At 37.5% G+C, this 20,906-nt stretch carries 17 protein-coding genes and 1 other annotated feature; of the genes, 8 read left to right on the plus strand and 9 right to left on the minus strand.

All coding sequences use genetic code 11. The features are described 5' to 3' along the window. Positions 1-5: 5 nt before the first annotated feature. Positions 6-659: a forespore capture DNA-binding protein RefZ gene (gene refZ / locus DBX25_RS13340; RefSeq protein WP_108671306.1), complete on the minus strand. Its 654-nt coding sequence runs from the start codon at positions 657-659 to the stop codon at positions 6-8. A 152-nt stretch (positions 660-811) separates the two neighbouring features. Between refZ and DBX25_RS13345 the strand changes: the two genes are divergently transcribed. Continuing rightward, positions 812-1,291, plus strand: a complete 480-nt coding sequence (locus tag DBX25_RS13345) for a GAF domain-containing protein (RefSeq protein ID WP_108671348.1) — start codon at positions 812-814, stop codon at positions 1,289-1,291. A 54-nt stretch (positions 1,292-1,345) separates the two neighbouring features. Here DBX25_RS13345 and DBX25_RS13350 read toward each other — a convergent pair whose 3' ends face one another. Beyond that, complete coding sequence (locus tag DBX25_RS13350) at positions 1,346-3,241, minus strand: sensor domain-containing diguanylate cyclase (protein ID WP_108671307.1); 1,896 nt, start codon at positions 3,239-3,241, stop codon at positions 1,346-1,348. A 533-nt stretch (positions 3,242-3,774) separates the two neighbouring features. Here DBX25_RS13350 and rpsD point away from each other — a divergent pair. Next, a complete protein-coding gene (rpsD, locus tag DBX25_RS13355) occupies positions 3,775-4,377 on the plus strand; it encodes a 30S ribosomal protein S4 (RefSeq protein ID WP_108671308.1) in 603 nt (200 codons plus the stop codon). 283 nt (positions 4,378-4,660) lie between these two features. Next, complete coding sequence (locus tag DBX25_RS13360; RefSeq protein ID WP_108671309.1) at positions 4,661-5,044, plus strand: HIT family protein; 384 nt, start codon at positions 4,661-4,663, stop codon at positions 5,042-5,044. Positions 5,045-5,164: 120 nt separating this feature from the next. Here the strand turns inward: DBX25_RS13360 and tyrS are convergent, their stop codons facing one another. Beyond that, a complete protein-coding gene (tyrS, locus tag DBX25_RS13365; protein WP_108671310.1) occupies positions 5,165-6,424 on the minus strand; it encodes a tyrosine--tRNA ligase in 1,260 nt (419 codons plus the stop codon). A gap of 49 nt (positions 6,425-6,473) precedes the next feature. Beyond that, positions 6,474-6,703, minus strand: a binding site (T-box leader). 162 nt (positions 6,704-6,865) lie between these two features. Between tyrS and DBX25_RS13370 the strand changes: the two genes are divergently transcribed. Then, positions 6,866-9,805, plus strand: coding sequence for a transglycosylase domain-containing protein (locus DBX25_RS13370; protein ID WP_108671311.1), 2,940 nt, complete (start codon positions 6,866-6,868; stop codon positions 9,803-9,805). Positions 9,806-9,976: 171 nt separating this feature from the next. Here DBX25_RS13370 and acsA read toward each other — a convergent pair whose 3' ends face one another. Continuing rightward, the gene (gene acsA, locus DBX25_RS13375) at positions 9,977-11,695 is read right to left on the minus strand and encodes an acetate--CoA ligase (protein WP_108671312.1); all 1,719 of its coding nucleotides are present in this window, start codon (positions 11,693-11,695) and stop codon (positions 9,977-9,979) included. Between the two features lie 272 nt (positions 11,696-11,967). Here acsA and DBX25_RS13380 point away from each other — a divergent pair, with 272 nt between their 5' ends. From DBX25_RS13380 to DBX25_RS13390, 3 genes are read left to right on the plus strand one after another with little or no spacing between them, the layout of a single operon-like run. Next, positions 11,968-12,600 carry a GNAT family N-acetyltransferase gene (locus tag DBX25_RS13380; protein WP_108671313.1) on the plus strand — a complete coding sequence of 211 codons (633 nt, stop codon included), beginning with the start codon at positions 11,968-11,970 and terminating at the stop codon, positions 12,598-12,600. Between the two features lie 56 nt (positions 12,601-12,656). Next, entirely contained in the window at positions 12,657-13,304 is a 648-nt protein-coding gene (locus DBX25_RS13385; RefSeq protein WP_108671314.1) for an acetoin utilization AcuB family protein, read from the plus strand. Further along, positions 13,301-14,467, plus strand: a complete 1,167-nt coding sequence (locus DBX25_RS13390) for an acetoin utilization protein AcuC (protein WP_205685232.1) — start codon at positions 13,301-13,303, stop codon at positions 14,465-14,467. Before DBX25_RS13385 ends, DBX25_RS13390 begins: the two co-directional genes overlap by 4 nt. Positions 14,468-14,511: 44 nt before the next feature. Here the strand turns inward: DBX25_RS13390 and ccpA are convergent, their stop codons facing one another. Beyond that, on the minus strand, positions 14,512-15,516 hold the full coding sequence (gene ccpA / locus DBX25_RS13395; RefSeq protein ID WP_108671315.1) for a catabolite control protein A: 1,005 nt from the start codon (positions 15,514-15,516) through the stop codon (positions 14,512-14,514). A 267-nt stretch (positions 15,517-15,783) separates the two neighbouring features. Continuing rightward, positions 15,784-16,860, minus strand: a complete 1,077-nt coding sequence (locus DBX25_RS13400) for a bifunctional 3-deoxy-7-phosphoheptulonate synthase/chorismate mutase (protein WP_108671316.1) — start codon at positions 16,858-16,860, stop codon at positions 15,784-15,786. A 203-nt stretch (positions 16,861-17,063) separates the two neighbouring features. On the opposite strand from DBX25_RS13400, the gene DBX25_RS13405 reads away from it, so the two are divergent. Next, positions 17,064-19,220, plus strand: coding sequence for a cell division protein FtsA (locus DBX25_RS13405; protein WP_108671317.1), 2,157 nt, complete (start codon positions 17,064-17,066; stop codon positions 19,218-19,220). Positions 19,221-19,287: 67 nt separating this feature from the next. Here DBX25_RS13405 and ytxJ read toward each other — a convergent pair whose 3' ends face one another. From ytxJ to DBX25_RS13420, 3 genes are all read right to left on the minus strand, one after another. Then, the gene (gene ytxJ, locus DBX25_RS13410) at positions 19,288-19,617 is read right to left on the minus strand and encodes a bacillithiol system redox-active protein YtxJ (RefSeq protein WP_205685234.1); all 330 of its coding nucleotides are present in this window, start codon (positions 19,615-19,617) and stop codon (positions 19,288-19,290) included. Between the two features lie 74 nt (positions 19,618-19,691). Further along, on the minus strand, positions 19,692-20,231 hold the full coding sequence (locus DBX25_RS13415) for a YtxH domain-containing protein (RefSeq protein ID WP_108671318.1): 540 nt from the start codon (positions 20,229-20,231) through the stop codon (positions 19,692-19,694). 37 nt (positions 20,232-20,268) lie between these two features. Then, the gene (locus DBX25_RS13420) at positions 20,269-20,790 is read right to left on the minus strand and encodes a DUF948 domain-containing protein (protein ID WP_108671319.1); all 522 of its coding nucleotides are present in this window, start codon (positions 20,788-20,790) and stop codon (positions 20,269-20,271) included. Positions 20,791-20,906: the final 116 nt, after the last annotated feature.

The following is a 20,906-nucleotide window of genomic DNA, read 5'->3' on the forward strand; positions in this document are numbered from 1 at the left end:
GAAGGTTAGGCCGTGAATAAAACCTCTTTCGTCTTTTTTTCTACCTTAGGCTGGGACCAAAGGAAATTCGCTAGAAATTCCTGTACTTGCTTTAAATACTTATCCATAAAGTATTTTTCTTGTGGAAACATGTGTAGTACTTCCATTGCATAATGAGCATGAATAACTGGTGCTAAAATCAATCCCTTCAACTGAAGGATAAAGGCTTGAATGGATACTTTTCTAAATGATTGTTGCTCAAAACCTTGTTCTAAAACCATTGTGAATAGATACTTTTCTTTCATTAAATAAGTAGAGAGTATTTCTCTGTTCAAGTTCGTATCTAAAGACATTTCCCTGTGGATGAAACGAGCTGCGACAAAGTTCTTACTGTGAAAATTAAAAATGTTCGTTAGTATTTCATTCAAACAATCTTTAGCATCCATATCAGCTAAATCTTGAATCGATTTTTCAAGAATCCCTGTATATTCCTCTAAATAGGATATAAAACAATGTTCCAGCAAACCATTCTTATTTTTAAAATAGTAGGAAATCGTTGCCGAATTCACCTTAGCTTTTTTGGCGATATCTCTGATGGAAGTCCCGTGATAACCGTTTAAGTGAAAAAGGTATAAAGCTGCTTCTATAATGGCTTGCTTTGATCCGTTTGTCTTTTTCAAATCTGCTCACCTTCCATTCGCAATATATTGGTTATTCGGTAATATTCTGTCAAAACTACTAATTCCCTTTATTAAAAACTCGACAAATTACTCAATTATCGTTTTTAATAAATCAAAATAGCATTAATTTTGTAGGAGAAAGGGGTAATATGATGTTCCATGTCGAAATGTATAGTGGCACGAAGGAAGAAAATTACCAATTAGTTATTAAACAACTAAAAGCCCTTATAGAAGGGGAAACAAACCGAATTGCTAATCTTAGTAACGCATCTGCATTATTAAATCAATTCTTGAATGAAGTAAACTGGGTCGGTTTTTATCTAATGGAAGATGGAAATCTGGTGTTAGGACCATTCCAGGGGTTACCTGCATGTGTAAGGATTCCTCTTGGCAAAGGTGTATGCGGAACATCTGCTCAGCAGCGTAAAACCATACGGGTAGAAGATGTTCATGCATTTCCAGGTCATATCGCCTGTGATGCAGCTTCTCAATCCGAGATTGTAGTGCCATTATTAAAAGATGGCGAGCTAGTAGGAGTCTTAGATATCGATAGTCCCATCAAAAACAGATTTGATGAAACGGATGAAAAGATGCTTAATCTTTTCGCAGAAGCTTTAGTTTCATATCTGTAATAACAGCGGGAGAAGATAATTATAAAGAAAAAGACCTAGCCAAATGGACGTGTGTCATCCTTTGGTTAGGTCTTTTTCTCTATAGTTGTTTTGCTCTACAACCACTTTATTTTTCCCACTATTTTTCGCCTGGTATAATGCATCATCCGCGCGTTTAAATAAAGCGAACGACGAATCAGGAACTGCCTGGTTCCAGTAGGATACACCACAGGAAACCGTCACTCTTGGAGAAGAATACTCACTTACCTTGTTTGCGATTCTCTCGGCAATCGATCTGCCAATTTCAATAGGAATCCTAGGTAAATAAACAGCAAGCTCTTCTCCCCCCCACCTAGCTCCGATATCACCATTACGAATACTGCCTTTAATTGAATCGGCAACTTGCACTAAAACTCGATCGCCTATTTGATGTCCAAAGCTATCATTAATTCTTTTGAAATTATCAATATCAAATAATATAAAGGTTCCTTGTGCATCGTTTTCCATAGACTCTTTTAATTTATCATCCAAATAATTTCGGGAATACAGCTTTGTTAAGTGATCTGTTACCACCATTCTTTCCAACTCTTCACGTAATAGCGAATTTGTAAATGCTAGAGTGGAGTGATGAATCAAAGATTGAAGTAACTTAAATACCTCAAACGAAAAATAATATGGTTCCGAATGCATGACAACCGCAAAGCCTTTAAGAGAACCACTTTGCACCATTGGGACAGCCATCAAAGATTTATATTCTGCTTTATTAGCTTCACCAGGGAATGAAAGATCACCAATGAAAAGAGATTCTTTATTTTGATTGATTCGTTCACTAATAAAGGATACGTATCTACTAGCTGCGGAAGTCTCAAAGAAAGGAGTAGTTCCTGGCAACATATTGATTTCATTGTCTTCTGAAATCATGACAAATCCAATTTCTTCGGCGTGAAATGAACTTGTAATTTGTTCTTTCATATAATTCATTGTGTCGCTAAGTCTTAAATTAGAATTTAAACGATGAGAAGTCTCATTGATTAATTGCAAATCAGAAATTAGCCTTTTGGACTGGTGATAAAGTTGGGCATTTTCTAATGCGCTACCTGCAGTGTTTGCAAGAAGCGAAATAAACTCGATTTCACTTTTCGGAAAAAGTACAGTATCAGGTGAAATAACCTGCAGAACACCGTACACTCCTTGCTTCCCTTTTAGGGGCGCATATAAAATGGACTTTCTACCGATGATATCGTCTTCAAACTGTGTTTGCCCAGTCACAAATGATTGCATGGCTGCGATATTTTCACTATCATATTCCAAATCCTTGATTGGGAGATTCCCACGAGTATGGTTATCGTGTGATAATAATAAATAGTATGTGAAAGTAGGATAAACTTCTTTTAGAGTTTCTATAATCTCTTCAAGCACAGAATCCATATCCATCGATGAGTGGAATTTTTCTGTTACTCTATAAAGCTGACGATAACGCTTTTCTTCACTAATAATCCCCGTAATACTATGTACTTTTTCTAGTACCTTTCCACAAACACTTGTCAACTCTACATAAGATTCTTCATCACGCAATAATGAACAGGTGCCTTCTTTAAAAGCAAGGAAAGAAATAGGTAAGTTATTAAGGTTTAATGGGACAATTAATTGATATTCACTGAATCCTGCATAAGGAAAATTTTTATAATAATATGTTTTTTCTCGTAAAGTTCCTTCGAGTATTGCACACATCATTATTTGGTCCTTATCATTTATCTTTTTTAACGGATCAGTCGACGCTTCTAGGTAAAGCTTTCTCTTCCATTCATTCAGTCTATAAAAAGATACCTCGGCAGCTTCAAAAAAACGCTTTAGGTTTTCTAAAATATTCACCAATAGCGTTTCGTAGTCTAATTTTGTATCTTTAAATTCCAACAAATCGAATAGTGCACTTTTCAATTCTACATTTAGTTCTGATAACTTAGCTCCCATTTCCATCATCCCTACTAATAATTGCAATGCGGTGATTTGCCTTAATCATATAAAAAACCCGGTTTAATCCGAGTTAATAAAAATCAATTCCGATAGCAATGCTTCTGTTACTTCTTGTTGTTAAATATCTTTATTCAAAGATTTATTACTCCAATATATATAATACCAGAAATTCAGCGATATTACATTGTATTATATCGTAATTTTTTTGAAATTTCTTACAAGTAATTGTCGATTTTTTGACTTTCTATTATTTCTATTTTCCATCTCAAAATGATATAGTTTTAAGTAGAATAAAAGTACTAGCTTGACATTGCCATCCATGCGTTATATACTATCCTTTGTGTAAAATATCGCAGCCTATGTGAATCTAATCTCTCTTGAATTCATTTTGTTCCTCTCGATAATTAAAAGAGGTGTATCTCGTAACCCTTTGCTGCTAGGGCGAAGTTACATGAAAACAAAATGGTCTAGAAGATCAATCACAACGGTTTTTATTTTACCCAAATAAAAACATAGAGGAGGAGTCATTCATGGCTCGTTATACTGGTCCAAGCTGGAAATTATCCCGTCGTCTTGGTATCTCATTATCTGGAACTGGTAAGGAATTAGAAAAGCGTCCTTACGCTCCTGGACAACATGGTCCGAACCAACGTAAAAAGCTTTCTGAGTACGGTTTACAATTACAAGAGAAGCAAAAGCTTCGTCACACTTACGGTGTAAATGAGCGTCAATTCCGTACAACTTTTGATAAAGCTGGTAAAATGCAAGGTAAACACGGTGAGAACTTCATGATGCTTTTAGAATCTCGCCTTGATAACGTTGTTTACCGTTTAGGTCTTGCTCGCACTCGTCGTGCAGCTCGTCAATTAGTAAACCACGGTCATGTTCTTGTAAATGGTAGCCGCGTAGATATCCCATCTTACAAAGTAATGCCTGGTCAAACAATCTCTATTCGTGAAAAATCACGTAACCTTGATGTAATTAAAGAAGCTATCGAAGTAAACAACTTCGTTCCTGACTTCTTAACTTTCGATGCTGACAAATTAGAAGGTACTTTCACTCGCTTACCAGAGCGTTCTGAAATGCCAGCTGAAATTAACGAAGCACTTATCGTTGAGTTCTACTCTCGTTAATCTTTCGGTATTGTCTCAAAAATCCTCCATTTATATGGGGGATTTTTTTGTATTTGGTTCTGTTAAACCTGCCTGTTAATTTCCGTTCCAGACGCTTGCTTTCCGGGGGGCGTTCGCCGAGCCTCCTCGTCGCTAGCGCTCCTGCGGGGTCTCGCCTGTAACGCTAATCCCCCAGGAGTCAAGCGTCTTCCACTCCAATCAACAAACTGCTAAAAATCAACAATGTACTTTAACACAGCCTTGTTTTAAGATAAAGTTATTGTGTTACTAGGAGTGATAATATATGAATTCGTGTCCCTTTTGTAATCCGTTTTCCTTTGATGGGCAAGAAATTGTATTAGAAAATGAGCATTGTCTTTTCTTGCAAATTCCACAAGATGTCCTGATCGGTTCAGGGGTTATAATCCCCAAATTACATAAAGAAACGGTATTTGACCTAAGCATTGAAGAATGGCTAGCAACTCAGAATCTCTTAATTGAAGCAAAGAAATTATTGGACTCAAAACATAGCCCAGAAGGATATTCAGTAGGATGGAATTGCTATGAAGTGGGTGGACAAACTATACCTCACGCCCATTTACATATCATTCCACGATATAAGGATGAACCGTATGCTGGACGAGGAATCCGTTATTGGTTGAAAAGTGAAGGAAATAAAAGGACATAAGAATGGGTGCACAAAAGGCTTAGAAGACCTAATTGTGCACCCGTCTTTATTTAATATTTGACTATTCAAGGTAAAGCAACCTTACTAACAGAAACAATCTGTTTTACGAATTAGCTTATTTTAATATTGAATCAATGTGTACTTCTTCTTCCCGCGTCGGATAATGGTGAATTGCCCTTCAATTTTATCGTCTGCATTAAGAACATGTTGAGTATCAGTCACTTTATCTCCATTAATGCTAACGGCTCCATTTTGTATGTCTTCACGCGCTTGGCGTTTTGAAGGTGAAATTTTTGCATTTACTAATATGTCTACAAGGTTTGTTTCTGCATCTTCTTCAACTTTAAATGAAGGGACATCCTTGAATCCTTGCATGATTTCAGATGCAGTCAATGCCTTTACATCCCCACTGAATAGCGCAGCAGAAATTTTTATCGCTTGTTGCAATGCCTCTTCACCGTGGATCATACGTGTCATTTCTTCTGCCAATGCTTTTTGTGCTTTCCTTAAGTGAGGTTCCGCTTCGACCGCTTGTTCCAATTCTTCAATTTCTTCTTTTGATAAGAAAGTAAAGAATTTCAAGTATTTTACAACATCAGCATCAGCAGCATTAATCCAGAACTGGTAGAATTCGTATGGAGATGTCTTTTCAGGGTCTAACCAAACTGACCCACTTTCAGACTTCCCAAATTTTGTACCATCTGCTTTAGTAACCAAAGGAATAGTTAAGCCAAAAGCTTTAGCTCCTTCAGGTTGCATTTTACGGATTAGTTCCAATCCAGTCGTAATATTCCCCCATTGGTCACTTCCACCAATTTGAAGTTTACAGTTATGATGTTCATATAAATGGTTGAAGTCCATTGCTTGCAAGATTGTGTAGGTAAACTCCGTAAATGAAATCCCTGTTTCTAATCTAGAAGATATCGTATCTTTAGCTAACATGTAGTTAATTCCGATATGCTTACCGAAATCTCTTAAGAAAGTGACGATGTCGATTTTACTAGTCCAATCATAGTTATTAACCATGATTGCCCCATTCTCGCCTTCAACATTGAAAATTTTTGATAACTGTTTCTTAAGCCCAGCTACGTTATGCTGAACCATTTCAATTGTTTGTAACTGGCGTTCTTCTTTCTTACCGCTTGGATCTCCAATTAAGCCAGTTGCCCCGCCCACGAGAACAATTGGACGATGACCATGATTTTGGAACCTGCGTAAAGTTAAGAATGGAAGTAAATGACCAATGTGCATACTATCAGCAGTAGGATCGACTCCACAATAAATGGAAATGCTTTCTCTATCTAAAAGCTCTTTCAAGCCTTCTTCATCCGTTTGTTGATAAATGATTCCACGCCATTGTAAATCTTTTAGTAATTCCATGGCTTATCCTCCTAAATTTTATGAAATAAAAAAACGCCCCTTCATTAAATGAAGGGACGATTGTTATCGCGGTACCACCCAACTTGAGAACATAAATATTGTTCTCCGCTTGAAAAGAGATAACGGTCTCTTACCGTTTGATGCTACTAATCCAAAATCGGACTTTCCCATCAAATGCTCCAGGAAGTAATTCACTAAACGATTTGTACCGGTTTGCAGCAACCACCGGCTCTCTAAAACAGTGACCGTTTACCTACTCGCTCCTGTCATTGCAGAAGGTATATTAAATAGTAATTGGATTTTATTATAGATTCATTTAAAAGTCAAACGCATTTATTAAATAAAAAAACCACCACTTACATAATATGTAAATTGTTGAAAGTTGTCATTTCCTGTTTCTTTTGTATGGTATAATGAAAGGGATTTCAGGGGGTTGAGAATATGGAAAAAAACACTTTTTTGGATAGATTGAGGAACTTTTTCTCCTCTTTTTCTACTCCAAAATCGAAACGCTATTTCAATATTACCTATCAAGTGATTTGGAACTTATTTTTAATTTTTATCATATTGGCAGTATTAGGTACTGCTTTTGCAGGAGGTGTTGGTGCTGGTTACTTCGCATCCCTTGTAAAAGATGAGCCAATAAGACCAAAAGATGACCTTAAAAAGGATATATACAATTATGAAGAGACATCGGAAGTCTACTTCGCCAATAATGTATATTTCGGAAAACTCAGCTCCGACCTAGAACGGGTTGAAGTTTCGTTGGATGACATTTCGGCTGACTTAAAGAATGCTGTGATTGCCACTGAAGACGAATACTTTTACGAGCATGATGGAGTAGTTCCTAAAGCCATACTTCGTGCCTTATTCCAGGAAGTATCGAACTCTTCCGTCCAATCAGGTGGAAGTACGTTAACACAACAGCTGTTAAAGCAACAAGTACTGACAAATGAAGTTTCTTTTTCCCGAAAAGCTAAAGAAATACTTTTAGCTTTAAGAATCGAGAAATTTTTTGAAAAAGACGAAATTTTACAAGCTTACTTGAATGTATCACCTTTTGGAAGAAACTCCTCAGGTAGCAACATTGCAGGTGTTCAATCCGCAGCGACTGGAATTTTCGGGGTTAACGCTAAGGATTTATCTTTACCACAAGCTGCATTCATCGCTGGCCTCCCACAAAGTCCATTTGGTTATACACCGTTTACGCGTGATGGAAAAATAAAAGATTCGAAATACTTACAGCCAGGACTCGACCGCATGAAAACAGTCCTTACAAGAATGCACGATGGGGGCTATATTACGGATCAACAATTCAAGGACGCCCTTAATTACGATATTATAAAGGACTTGATTCCATCCAAACCAAGAATTATGGATAAGCATCCATGGTTGACTGTAGAAGTTGAAAAACGAGCAGTAGGTATTCTTGCTATTATCCTTGCAGAAAAAGATGGATATGAGGAAGACGATATTAAAAAAGACAAAGATCTTTACAATCAATACGTCAGCTTAGCTACTCGTAATTTGAAACAAAATGGATACAAGATACATACAACCATTGATAAAGAAATATTTGAGCAAATGGAAAAGATTAAAGATAGTTATCCTTATTACGGACCTGACAAAAATGCAAAAGTCATTGACTCAGACTCAAAAGAAGAGATTGTAAAGAAACTTCCGGTTGAACTAGGCGCAGTTTTAATAGAGAACAACACTGGTAGAATTATAAGTTTTGTCGGTGGCCGTGATTTTAAACAAGAGGAAACCAATCATGCCACTTCATCCCTGCGTCCGAACGGATCAACCATGAAGCCTTTATTAGTGTATGCCCCTGCCATTGAATGGGGAAAAATTGCCCCTGGTTCTATTGTTGCGGATGCACCAATGCAGCTTTCCGGTTGGGGTGATAAAGGCTATCCAAATAACTACTCTAAGAGTTTTTCTGGTTTGACTACAGCAAGGGAAGCCTTAACTAAATCGATTAACGTTCCTGCAGCAAAATTTTACAGTGACATTGTGGATCAACGTCCAACGCAATTTTTAGAAAAAATGGGCTTCACTAGCTTAACAAAAGAAGACCATTCGAACGCATCCATGTCTATTGGAGCCATGCAAAAAGGTGTCACAGTTGAGGAAAATACAAATGCATTTGCAACTCTGGCTAATGGTGGTCAATTTGTTGATGCTTACATGATTGAAAAAATTGAAACAAAAGACGGCACTGTAGTCTACCAGCATGAGAGTAAACCAGTCGATGTATTTACTCCTCAAACATCATACTTGACCCTTGATATGATGCGTGATGTCATTAATCAAGGAACAGCTACATCGCTTAAAGGACGATTAAAATTCAGCTCAGACTTTGCTGGCAAAACCGGAACGGGTAATAACTTCCAAGACGCTTGGTTCGTTGCATCAAATCCGAATATAACATTTGGTGTTTGGACTGGATACGACAAACCAATGCCTTTAGCTAAGAATTATAAAGGACTTTCCTACAGTAAACGCAACATCTACCTTTGGGCAGACCTTCTAAATGCAGCATATGATGTGAACCCAGAAATGATGGACCCAGAGAAACGATTTGAAATGCCTGGTGGAATTGTGCGTCGATCATTCTGTGCCATTACTGGTGGGGCTGCTACTGAAGCATGTGCAAAGGCCGGACTTGTTGTGACAGATTTATTCCCATCAAACTTTGTGCAAGACAAATTGGATGGCAGCTTTTCGTCTGGAAGGTATGTTGAGGTTCATAATCAAAAATTCTCAGCATTATCTTCTACTCCTTTAGAATTCACAGAAGAAGGATTAATGCTAAGTCCTGAATTCATGAAAAGTATTGGTCTGGATCGATTAACAGATCCTGGAGTAGTCTTTTCAAAGAATAAGTTCCTTTCTAATGTCATGACTGCAGGAGATTCTTTACAGGATAATGGCAAAGCACCTGATGCCCCTGGTGTCATATTGAATGGAAATACTTTATCATGGGGAAGTCATCATGAAGGAGACGTAATCGGCTATCGTGTTTATAATGGAAATGATCTTGTAGCCAGCATAAAAGCAAGTAATTCACTTTCATACACAGGAGGCTCTGGTTCTTATACTGTAAGGGCGGTTGACATCATCGGACAAGAATCCAGTAGTTCTAACACTGTAGAGATTGGTGGAAAACCAGTGGAAAATGAGGAAGAGGAAGAGGAAGAGACAGAAGAACCAAGTAAGCCTACGGATGCCAAACCAGTTGATCCGAAGCCTACGGATCCTAAACCAACCGATCCAAAGCCTACAGATCCTAAACCAACAGATCCTACTAAACCGAAAAATCCTAAACCTAAAAATCCTAAACCAATTGAACCATCCTCACCATCTTTTAATTAAATCAAAAAGCTGCGAAGAACACTTTCGCAGCTTTTTTTGATTGAAATGTCGTTGCACAATCTTTTCACAGCTTTTATAGGATTGTTAAATCCTCGACTATAAACAATACCATACAGAGTAAAAAGCTGTTCAATCACCAACAGGTACATTGAACAGCTTTTATAAAAACTATTAATCTTCCATCGTGGATAGGTCGCCAGTTGGAAGGTCCAACTCCCATGCTTTTAGTACACGACGCATGATTTTACCACTTCTTGTTTTAGGTAACTTATCTCTGAATTCGATTTCACGAGGTGCAGCGTGAGCCGCTAAACCACGTTTAACGAACTGACGAATTTCTTCAATAAGTTCATCTGTAGCCTCGTATCCATCCCTTAAAGCAATGAACGCTTTAATGATTTCTCCTCTAACTGGGTCAGGTTTTCCAATAACCCCCGCTTCAGCAACAGCTGGATGTTCGACTAATTTACTTTCTACTTCAAATGGTCCCACACGTTCTCCAGCCGTCATAATGACATCATCAATTCTACCTTGGAACCAGAAATACCCGTCCTCATCCATATATGCAGAGTCACCTGAAACATACCAATCACCTGTCATGAAATACGATTCATATTTTTGAGGATTATTCCAGATTGTATGCATCATAGATGGCCAACCTTTTTTAATAGCAAGGTTGCCCATACGGTAAGGAGGTAACTCATTTCCTTGATCATCCACTATTGCAGCTTCTACTCCTGGAATTGGTTTACCCATAGATCCCGGCTTGATTTCCATACAAGGGTAGTTACAAATTAACTGTGCCCCTGTCTCTGTCATCCACCATGTATCATGAATACGTTTATTGAAGACTTTCATTCCCCATCTTACCACTTCCGGATTCAATGGTTCTCCTACACTTAACACATGTCGAAGTGTGCTTAAATCGAATTTCTTGACGATTTCATCCCCAGCACCCATTAACATTCTGAAAGCAGTAGGCGCGCTATACCAAATGGTAACACCAAAATCTTCAATCGTTTTATACCATGTTTCAGGTTTAAAACGACCGCCTACAACCACGTTTGATACACCATTTAACCATGGCCCAAAAATACCATATGATGTTCCAGTTACCCACCCTGGGTCAGCTGTACACCAATAGACATCCGATTCTTTAATATCAAGAACCCATTGAGCTGTTTGAAAGTGTTGAATCATAGCATTATGTACATGCAATACTCCCTTTGGTTTTCCAGTAGAACCAGATGTATAATGCAAGATTAAACCATCTGTACGCTGTACCCACTCTATCTTTAACTTTCTATCTGCATCTTTGAAATACTTCATAAAGTCTAAGAGCTTTCCTTCTTCTTTTACATTTGCCCCCACAAGGAAAATATGTTTCAAAGCTGGAAGTTCAGAGATTGGAACACGAGATAACAATTCAGGTGTTGTAATTAATACTTTAGCTTCACTGTCTTGTAGGCGGTCACGAACCGCACCTTCCATAAAAGCTTCAAATAATGGTCCAACAATCGCTCCCAATTTAATAGCACCCAAAACAGCAAAATATAGTTCAGGAGATCTAGGCATAAAGATGAATACTCGATCGCCCTTCTCTACGTCCCCCATATTCTTCAATACATTTCCGGCTTTATTAGATAGTTCCTTCATTTCCTTGAATGTATATTTTTCATCACGGGAACCGTCACGATAGTAGAGGGCAACCTTATTCTTTCTAGCTCCTTCAGCATGGCGATCGATTGCTTCATATGCCATGTTTACTTTACCAGTGTTATACCAGGAAAAATTTTTCTCAGTTTCTTTCCAATCGAACTGCTTGTACACTTCTTCATAGTTCGGTAGATTGTAATCCCCTTTAATTACTGATAGCGCTTCCACTTTCATCCGCCCAATTCCCCCTTTGTTTAAATATTCACTAAATATTATATAATAATAAAAATATATTCTCAATTTTTAAAATTCAGTACACCATCACTCTTTTCGACAAAATCCTTCTATTCCTTTGATAACGCTTTCATTTTACTAGTTTTATTGATAGAATATTTATCATATTGAAATAATTTAAGGTTGCAAATTCTGAAAGTTTTAAGAACAACATAACTTTTTCCTTTTTTCATGTATAATATTTGATAAAAGTTCGATTTGGTGGTGAAAAGATGGAGCATATCAAAACTTATAATGCAAAAGAATTAAAGACACCTCACGGGACACTCATTATAGAAGGCCCCGTCCCTGCAGAGAAAATAAAAAACTATGAATTCCATAAAGATTTAGTTGCTTTTCGTCCACCGGCGCAACAACACAAAGCATTGATTGATATCGCGGCTTTGCCAGAAGGACGTATTCTTATCGCAAGGCATCTTGATACAATAGTAGGTTATGTAACATATCTATATCCAGACCCATTGGAACGGTGGTCAGAAGGAAAAATGGAAGACTTGATTGAGCTAGGTGCAATTGAAGTTATCCCACAATTCCGTGGATGCGCTGTAGGAAAAAATCTACTTATTGTTTCCATGATGGATGATGCAATGGAGGATTTCATTGTCATCACTACAGAGTATTACTGGCATTGGGATTTGAAAGGCACTGGCTTGAACGTATGGGATTACCGTAAAATTATGGAGAAAATGATGAATGCCGGTGGACTTGAATACTACGCTACAGACGATCCAGAAATCTCCTCACATCCAGCTAACTGTCTAATGGCTAGAATCGGAAAGAGAATTCCACAAGAATCTGTTCAAAAATTTGATCGCCTAAGGTTTATGAATCGATTTATGTATTAATATGAAAATCATGATTCTTTCAAGCAAATTCATACATACGAGTAGGGGGATATTCTATGATTCTCGAAGATATTATGAATACAGATGTCGTCACATTGAACGAGTCAGATTCAATCCAAACTGCTATTGAAATCATCCGTGATAAGAAAATTCGACACATTCCCATTGTCAACGATGAGAAAAAACTAGTTGGACTAGTATCAAACCAAGATATCCGTGATGCTACACCCTCTATATTCCGTTCGACTTTTCACTTAGAAGACTTACAAAAACCATTGAGCACAATTATGAAAAAAGATATTATCACAGGCCATCCATTAGATTTTGTAGAAGAAGTAGCTGCTGTGTTTTATGAAAATCATATTGGTTGCATGCCGATTCTGTCTGATAATAAGCTTGTAGGCATTATTACCGAAACAGACTTATTACACACTTTTGTTAAATTAACAGGAGCCCATCAGCCAGGTTCACAATTGGAAATCAAAGTACCAAACCGTTCAGGTGTGCTTAGTGAAGTCACTGCAATTATTAAAACCAAAAAAGCCAATATCCATAGTGTGCTTGTGTATCCGGATAAGCAGGATGATTCTTATAAAATTTTAGTCGTTAGAGTTCAAATCATGAATCCGCAAGCGGTCGTCCAAGCACTAAAGGAAAATGGTTTTGATGTATTGTGGCCAAAAATACCGGAGATTTTATCATGAAGCCAGCGGTTTTTGTCTATTCTAATGATCTATTAAAATACCGTTTTAACGAAAATCATCCCTTTAATCAATTGCGTCTGAAACTCACTTTAGATTTATTGAAAAAATCAGGGGCGATTAGTGATCAAGATATCGTCGCTCCTCGAATGGCAACAGATGAAGAGCTTCACCTCATACATGATCCTTCATATGTGGAGGCTGTCAAAATGGCAGGTAAAGGTACGTTATCTGAAGAACGTGCTTCTAGCTTTGGATTAGGAACAGAGGATACACCCGTCTTCCCCGGCATGCATGAAGCCAGTGCATTATTAGTAGGCGGCACTTTGACCGCTGTTGATTATGTCATGTCGGGACAGTCCCAGCATGCTCTAAGCTTAGGGGGAGGACTTCATCACGGTTTCAGAGGGAAGGCTTCTGGTTTTTGTATCTATAATGATAGCTCTGTTGCCATTAAGTACTTGCAAAACAAGTATAATGCCAGAGTCTTGTATGTTGACACGGATGCTCACCATGGGGACGGAGTTCAATGGTCCTTTTATGATGATCCAAACGTGTGTACATTTTCCATTCATGAAACAGGGCGCTATTTATTCCCCGGAACCGGGAATGTTAATGAACGTGGACAAGGTCAAGGTTATGGTTATTCATTCAATATTCCATTGGATGCCTTTACAGAAGACGAATCATGGCTCCACGCCTATTCCACGGCCTTAAAAGAAATAGTAGAATTTTTCAAGCCAGATGTCATTCTTACACAGAATGGTGCGGATTCACATTATCTTGATCCACTAACCCACCTATCGGCAACGATGAAAATCTACAAAGAAATCCCTCGTTTAGCCCATCAGTTAGCTCATCAATACTGTGATGGAAAATGGATAGCTGTGGGTGGCGGAGGATATGATATTTGGAGAGTCGTTCCAAGAGCATGGGCCCATATTTGGTTGGAAATGACTGAATTCTCAAACTTGTCAGCGGAATTACCTAAAGATTGGGTCGAAAAATGGCAACCTTCGTCTCCTGTTCCTTTACCTAAAACATGGGAAGACCCTGCTGGTATGTATCAGCCAATACCAAGAAAACCTGAAATTACAGAGAAGAATTTTCAAACCGTAGAAAAAGCACTATATCCTATACGTTCAAATTCATCTTCTAGTACATAAAAAAGTAAGAACCAAATCAGTAATTGATTTGGTTCTTACTTTTTTCATTTGGATTTAGTTGATTGTCGATGTTCAATTCGATGGGGTAGTACTACTGTAGTATCTTGAACTTCTTCTTTGTCCATTAGCTTTGTTAAAAGCCTCATAGCAACAGCACCGATATCGTATAGCGGTTGGACGATTGTTGTAATTTGTGGTCGAACCATCAAGGTAAGCCTTGTATTATCGAAACTTACTACCTCAAACTCATTTGGAACTGAATATCCCTTATCTTGTGCAGCATGTACGACTCCTAAAGCCATTTCATCTGCCCCTACCATGATGGCTGTTGGCTTTTTCTCACATTCAATCAGTCTGTCAAATGCTTCGATTCCTGAGTCATAAGAATAGTCTCCTTCTACTAGGTATCCTTCTTCAAACTGCAAATTATTTTCTTGCAAAGCTCTCTTATAGCCATTTACCTTTAATACGTTTATTGGCTCTACATCAGGTCCAACTACGAAAGCGATGTGCTTATGCCCATTTTCAATAAAGCTCTTTGTTGCATCGTAAGCAGCCGCTTCATAATCGATATTGACTGAAGGGGTTTGGTTTGTTTCCTCAATCGAGCCTGCCAACACGATCGGAACTGGTGATTTTTTAAATTCAGATACATGGTCTTCTGTAATGTTGGCGCCCATAAAAACAATTCCATCTACTTGCTTACCAAGCATTGTATTCAATAAATGAAGCTCTTTATCCAAGTTTTGATCAGAATTACTTAAGATGATATTGTATTTATACATTGTTGCAATATCTTCGATTCCACGAGCGAGTTCCGCAAAAAATATACTTGATATATCAGGTATGATTACACCGACTGTTGTCGTTTTCTTGCTTGCTAATCCTCTTGCAACTGCATTCGGACGATATCCTAGTCTTTCAATGACTTCTAATACTTTTTTTCGAGTTGTAGGTTTTACATTTGGATTACCGTTTACTACTCTGGAAACCGTAGCCATGGAAACGTTTGCTTCCCTAGCAACATCATAAATCGTGATGGTATTCATGGTTTCACTCCTTCTATGCTATTTAGTTTGTAAGTGCGTCTTATCACATATGATTACCTTAAGAATTATCTGAATACCAAATTGGCAAGATCGTTTAAGCAAAATTATGTATTAATAAATAATATTACGATACTAGTTTAAGAACTGCAATCAATGAGAGCAGTTTTTTCTATATTTGTCACAAAATAATCTATATATTTTCAATCCATTAACGATAAATCCATAAATGAAAAAAGCCTTCTGCACGAATGCAAAAGGCTTTTCCATTTAAACAGTCGTTATACTTAATTCCTTCAACCCTTTTAAGAATATATCAAATTCTGCAAAGTCCATCTGTTGAGCAGAGTCAGATAGGGCAACGCTTGGATCAGGATGAACTTCCGCCATGATACCATCAGCTCCAATCGCTAACGCAGCCTTAGCAGCAGGAAGCAACAAATCCTTTCGGCCAGTAGAGTGTGTCACATCCACAAAGACTGGTAAATGAGTCTCTTGTTTTAAGATTGGAACGGCAGTGATATCTAGTGTGTTTCGTGTCGCTCTCTCGTATGTTCTAATTCCACGTTCACATAGGATAATGTTCCCATTCCCTTGCGACATGATGTATTCTGCTGCATTAATAAATTCATCAATTGTAGCAGCCAATCCACGTTTTAACAGAACTGGTTTATCTACAGCACCTGCTGCTTTTAACAATTCGAAATTCTGCATGTTTCTAGCACCAATTTGAATTACATCAATATAATCAATAGCCGTTTCAATATCAGCAGGGTTCACGATTTCACTTATGACTGCTAAGCCATATTCATCGGCAATTTTCTTAAGAATTTTCATTCCATCTAATCCTAGACCTTGGAAGTCATATGGGGAAGTACGTGGCTTGTATGCTCCACCTCTTAAGAGCTTCAACCCCTTGCTCTTCACTACATCAGCAACAGCGGCAACTTGATCATAAGATTCAACTGCGCAAGGACCGAAAACAAAACTTGGAGCACCTGTTCCGATTTTCTCGCCTTTAATCGTAATAACAGTATCTTCGGGCTTCTTCTTTCTTGAAACTAATAATGCTTTCTTATGGTCATCTTTTTGAAGGTTTAAACCAACCTTAAATATTTCTTTAAAAATATGTTTGACTGCAGAATTTTCAAGAGGCCCTTCATTATTGGATTCAATTAGATCTAGCATTTTTCTTTCACGTACCGGATCGTACTTATTTACCCCTTGCTTTTCCTTCACTCGACCAATTTCCTGTACAAGTTTCGCTCTTTCATTAATAAGATGTAGTATAGATAAATTGATTTCATCTAGATTTTCACGAAGTGCATCTAATTCCTTATTACTCATACCCAACCACCCTTTTTCTTTTATTTTCTCGTTTGCAGACATGAAATAACCGCATTACCTTTAAATGCAACCCTTATTTATGGTACATTTTTTATAATTAGGTATTAGTATAACGAAATACATCCTAGAAGTCACGAAAAATATCTTTAATAAATAAACGCTTTTAAGTACTAAAGTAATTATAATAAAAGAAGGTGTCTTCCTTGCATGAAAACTTATTTGCCTTAGATATAGGCACACGTTCCGTTGTAGGTATCATTTTAGAAAAAATTAATGAGTCATACCATGTAAAAGATATCTTATCTAAAGAGCATACAGAACGAGCCATGCTAGATGGTCAAATACATGACGTACTGGCTGTTTCAAAAGTCATTCAAGATATAAAAATTGAACTTGAAGCCAAGCATGGACCGCTCAATAAAGTTTGTGTGGCTGCGGCTGGAAGGGCGCTAAAAACAGAAAGGGCGAAAGTATCAGTCGATATTGCAGGCAAACCAATGATCAGCAAAGACGACATTCTTCACCTTGAATTAACAGCTGTACAAGCCGCTCAATCTGAGGTTGCGGAAAAAGGGATGGGAGAACAAAGCTTCCATTACTATTGCGTCGGATATTCTGTACTCTATTATCATTTAGATGGACAAGAGATTGGTAGTTTAATAGATCAAAAAGGGGAAAAAGCTTCTGTCGAGATTATTGCAACTTTTTTACCAAAAGTCGTCGTAGAATCATTAATTTCAGCCCTAAAACGTGCTGACTTAGAGATGCAAGCATTGACACTGGAGCCTATTGCGGCAATAAACGTTCTCATCCCTCCTTCCATGAGAAGATTAAATGTGGCATTGGTTGACATTGGTGCGGGCACATCCGATATAGCATTGACTGATATGGGAACGGTCATAGCCTATGGAATGGTTCCCATTGCTGGAGATGAGATAACTGAGGCAATCAGTGACCAGCTATTGCTTGATTTCCCTTTGGCAGAAGAAGCAAAGAGACAGCTTCTTACTCAAGATCAAATAAAAGTCACGGACATTTTAGGATTTGAAACTGAGATTTATAGAACAGAGGTAGTGGAGCAAATTTCTCCTGCATTACATAAACTTGCTGAGTCAATAAGTCACGAAATATTATCTCTCAATAATCACAAATCACCAAAAGCGATTATGCTTGTCGGTGGTGGAAGCTTAACACCTGAACTTCCAAGATTATTAGCTGAAAAGCTACAGCTGCCAGCTAATCGTGTTGCTATTCGCGGCATAGAAGCAATTCAAAACCTTACTCTTGCAGAATCATTAACAAAAGGACCTGAATTAGTAACCCCGATTGGAATAGCTATTGCAGCAAACAAAAATCCAGTACAATATGTCAGCATTACTGTAAATGATCAAAGTGTCCGGTTATTTGACATGAAGACATTGACTGTAGGGGATTGCCTTCTTGCTGCAGGAATAAAAATGAACAAACTATACGGAAAACCAGGAATGGCCATGATGGTATCCGTGAATGGTCAAACAATAACCATTCCTGGAATTCATGGAACTCCACCTACCCTATTGAAAAATGGAAATGTTACCTCTCTTGATGATGAAGTGCAAAGTGGAGACGTGATCGTTGCGGAAAAAGGGGAAGATGGCTACCCTGCAACCATTCAAATTCAAGATTTACTTGATCATATACCAAGGAAAATAGTGACAATCAATGGTACGAAATATGAATTAGAAGCGGTAATAAAACAGAACGGTGAATTTGCATCTGGTGAGGACGAAGTCCAGGATCGAGATACAATACTCTGTAAGCTACCAGACACGATTGAAGCCTTACTCGACGCATTAGGTCAAAAAAGCTTGCTCAAAAATATTTCGTCCTATTCAATATTTATAAATGATAAACCTGTAACGATTGAGAAATATAGCGGCACATTAATGCGGAATGGAATAGAGTGTAAAGGTTCAGCTGGTTTTGAGGATGGTGATCAGCTTATTTTCAAAAACCCATACACTCCTACCCTACTTGAGCTCACAGATTCACTTAACATTAAATTGAATTATTCTATCCCAATCAGCTTTAATGGAAAAAAAATCGTTTTAACAAAATCTGTTGCATCAGTTGAAAGAGCTGGTAAGAATTTAGAAGAAAAGCAAACGATTCATTCCGGGGATCGATTAATCATTAAACAAAAGAAAGAGGAACCTTTTATTTTCCAGGATTTATTTAGGCATATCGATATTGAAATGCCTCAAACTTCCAATGCTAGATTCCTTCTTTTGAAAAATAATAAAGAAACAAGCTTTTATGAACAAATTGAACCAGGAGATGATTTAAGGATTCTTTGGCCTACTACCATCCCAGGTTCTTAATAAGATACATCCTAAAAAAGCCATCTTCACTTTCCTTAAAACGGAAAAATGAAGATGGCTTTTTTTATTAATTTTCTTGCTTTGCTGCCAATAAGGATTTTTTCGTGATTTTCCAGTGTGATGCGTTCCAGACTGGTTCTCCGTTTTTAAATAAAAACGCTTGAGGGGATTCGTGCTTAATGTTATAAGTCTCCGCAATATGATTCGATAACGGCCTAGCATCTTGAACAGCCAAATAAGCCATTTTGATACTATTATCTTCATTAGCCACCTTTACATATTCCTCATAAGCTGCATGGCTAACAGGGCATGTCAAGCTATGTTTAAGCATGAAGAATGAATCTCCTGATAATAAATCTTCAAATTGTTGTTCAGTTTCAATTTTAATCAATGTCATCTTTAATTCCCTTCCTCTGGTAAATAAAATGGGCAGTGAAGTCATCGTATCACCCCACCACCCATTTTTCAAATTTATTGATTATAGCGATTTTCTGTTTCTTCAAATGCCTTTTTAGCTTCTTCCAATTTTAATTTTGCAATATCAGAAGGCTGGCTTGATTGATGGTCGTTATTTGAAATAGTGACCGTCTCAGTCTCCGAAACAATTCCTTCGTCCCCTGAATCCAATTCTTCTGTAGAATTATTTGGAGTCACTTTGTTCATAATGGTGCTAGCTTGTTTAGTAACGGTTTCAGTGATCGTACCTGTTTTAGATTTAGCAACTTCTACAAATTCTGTTCCTTTTTCCACAGCTGTTTGACGAATTTTTTCAGTTTTGTCATTAAAAATGCGAGCTTGATTGTTTAAATCACTCCGTAACTCTCTTCCTGATTTTGGCGCTAGAAATAATGCTGTTGCTGCTCCTACTAATCCTCCGATGATAGCACCAAATAGAAAGCTTCCTCCACCCGATTCATTTTGCTGATAGTGTTGATACCCTCTATCATCTGCATTCTTACCGTAATTTTGATATTCTCTCGGATACTCTTTCGGATAATCTTTTGTATTCATAGTCATTCTCCTCCTGTTTTAGAAATATAGGGAAATTTTATCCACGAGATCGTAAAAATCTCTTTTTAGCTAATGAGTCTGTTTTTTCTGCTTCTATTTCATTGCGCTCAACGCCATACGCATCGATAGTAAGCTGTTGGTCTTCCTGTTCTTTTCTAGCCTTCCATTTATCTCTAAATTCCATTAGTACATTACCCCATTGAACCACTTGAGCAATTTTCTCTTGGTTATTGTTCATTTCCTTTTGAACCTTTGAAGATACTTTTTGAATGGATTGATTAAAGCCTTTAATGGATGTACCAACATCCTTCACGGCATCTACAACTGTATTTAGATTTTCTGATTTCTTTTGTAAGTCTTCTGCTAAAGCATTGGTTTTATGTAACAACTGAGTTGTTTCCATTGTTACCCCTTGTAGTTGTTGTTCTAATCCTGTTAATGTGTGGGCTACGCTATTTAACGTTGCTTGCAAAGATTTTAATGTTTTCGCCAGGAATATGACTAATATTAAAAATGCAATTGCAGCCACTGCCGCACTTAAGTATAAAATGATTTCCAAAACTCTACACCTCCGTGATGATTTATCTACATATTACCCTTAGTATACATTAATAAACTTATATATTTTTCCATAGATATTCATGATTTTCCTTTTTTTTTGTTAAAATATTTCTA

The organism is Peribacillus acanthi (assembly GCF_003073175.1).
GTDB classification, from domain to species: domain Bacteria; phylum Bacillota; class Bacilli; order Bacillales; family DSM-1321; genus Bacillus_BN; species Bacillus_BN acanthi.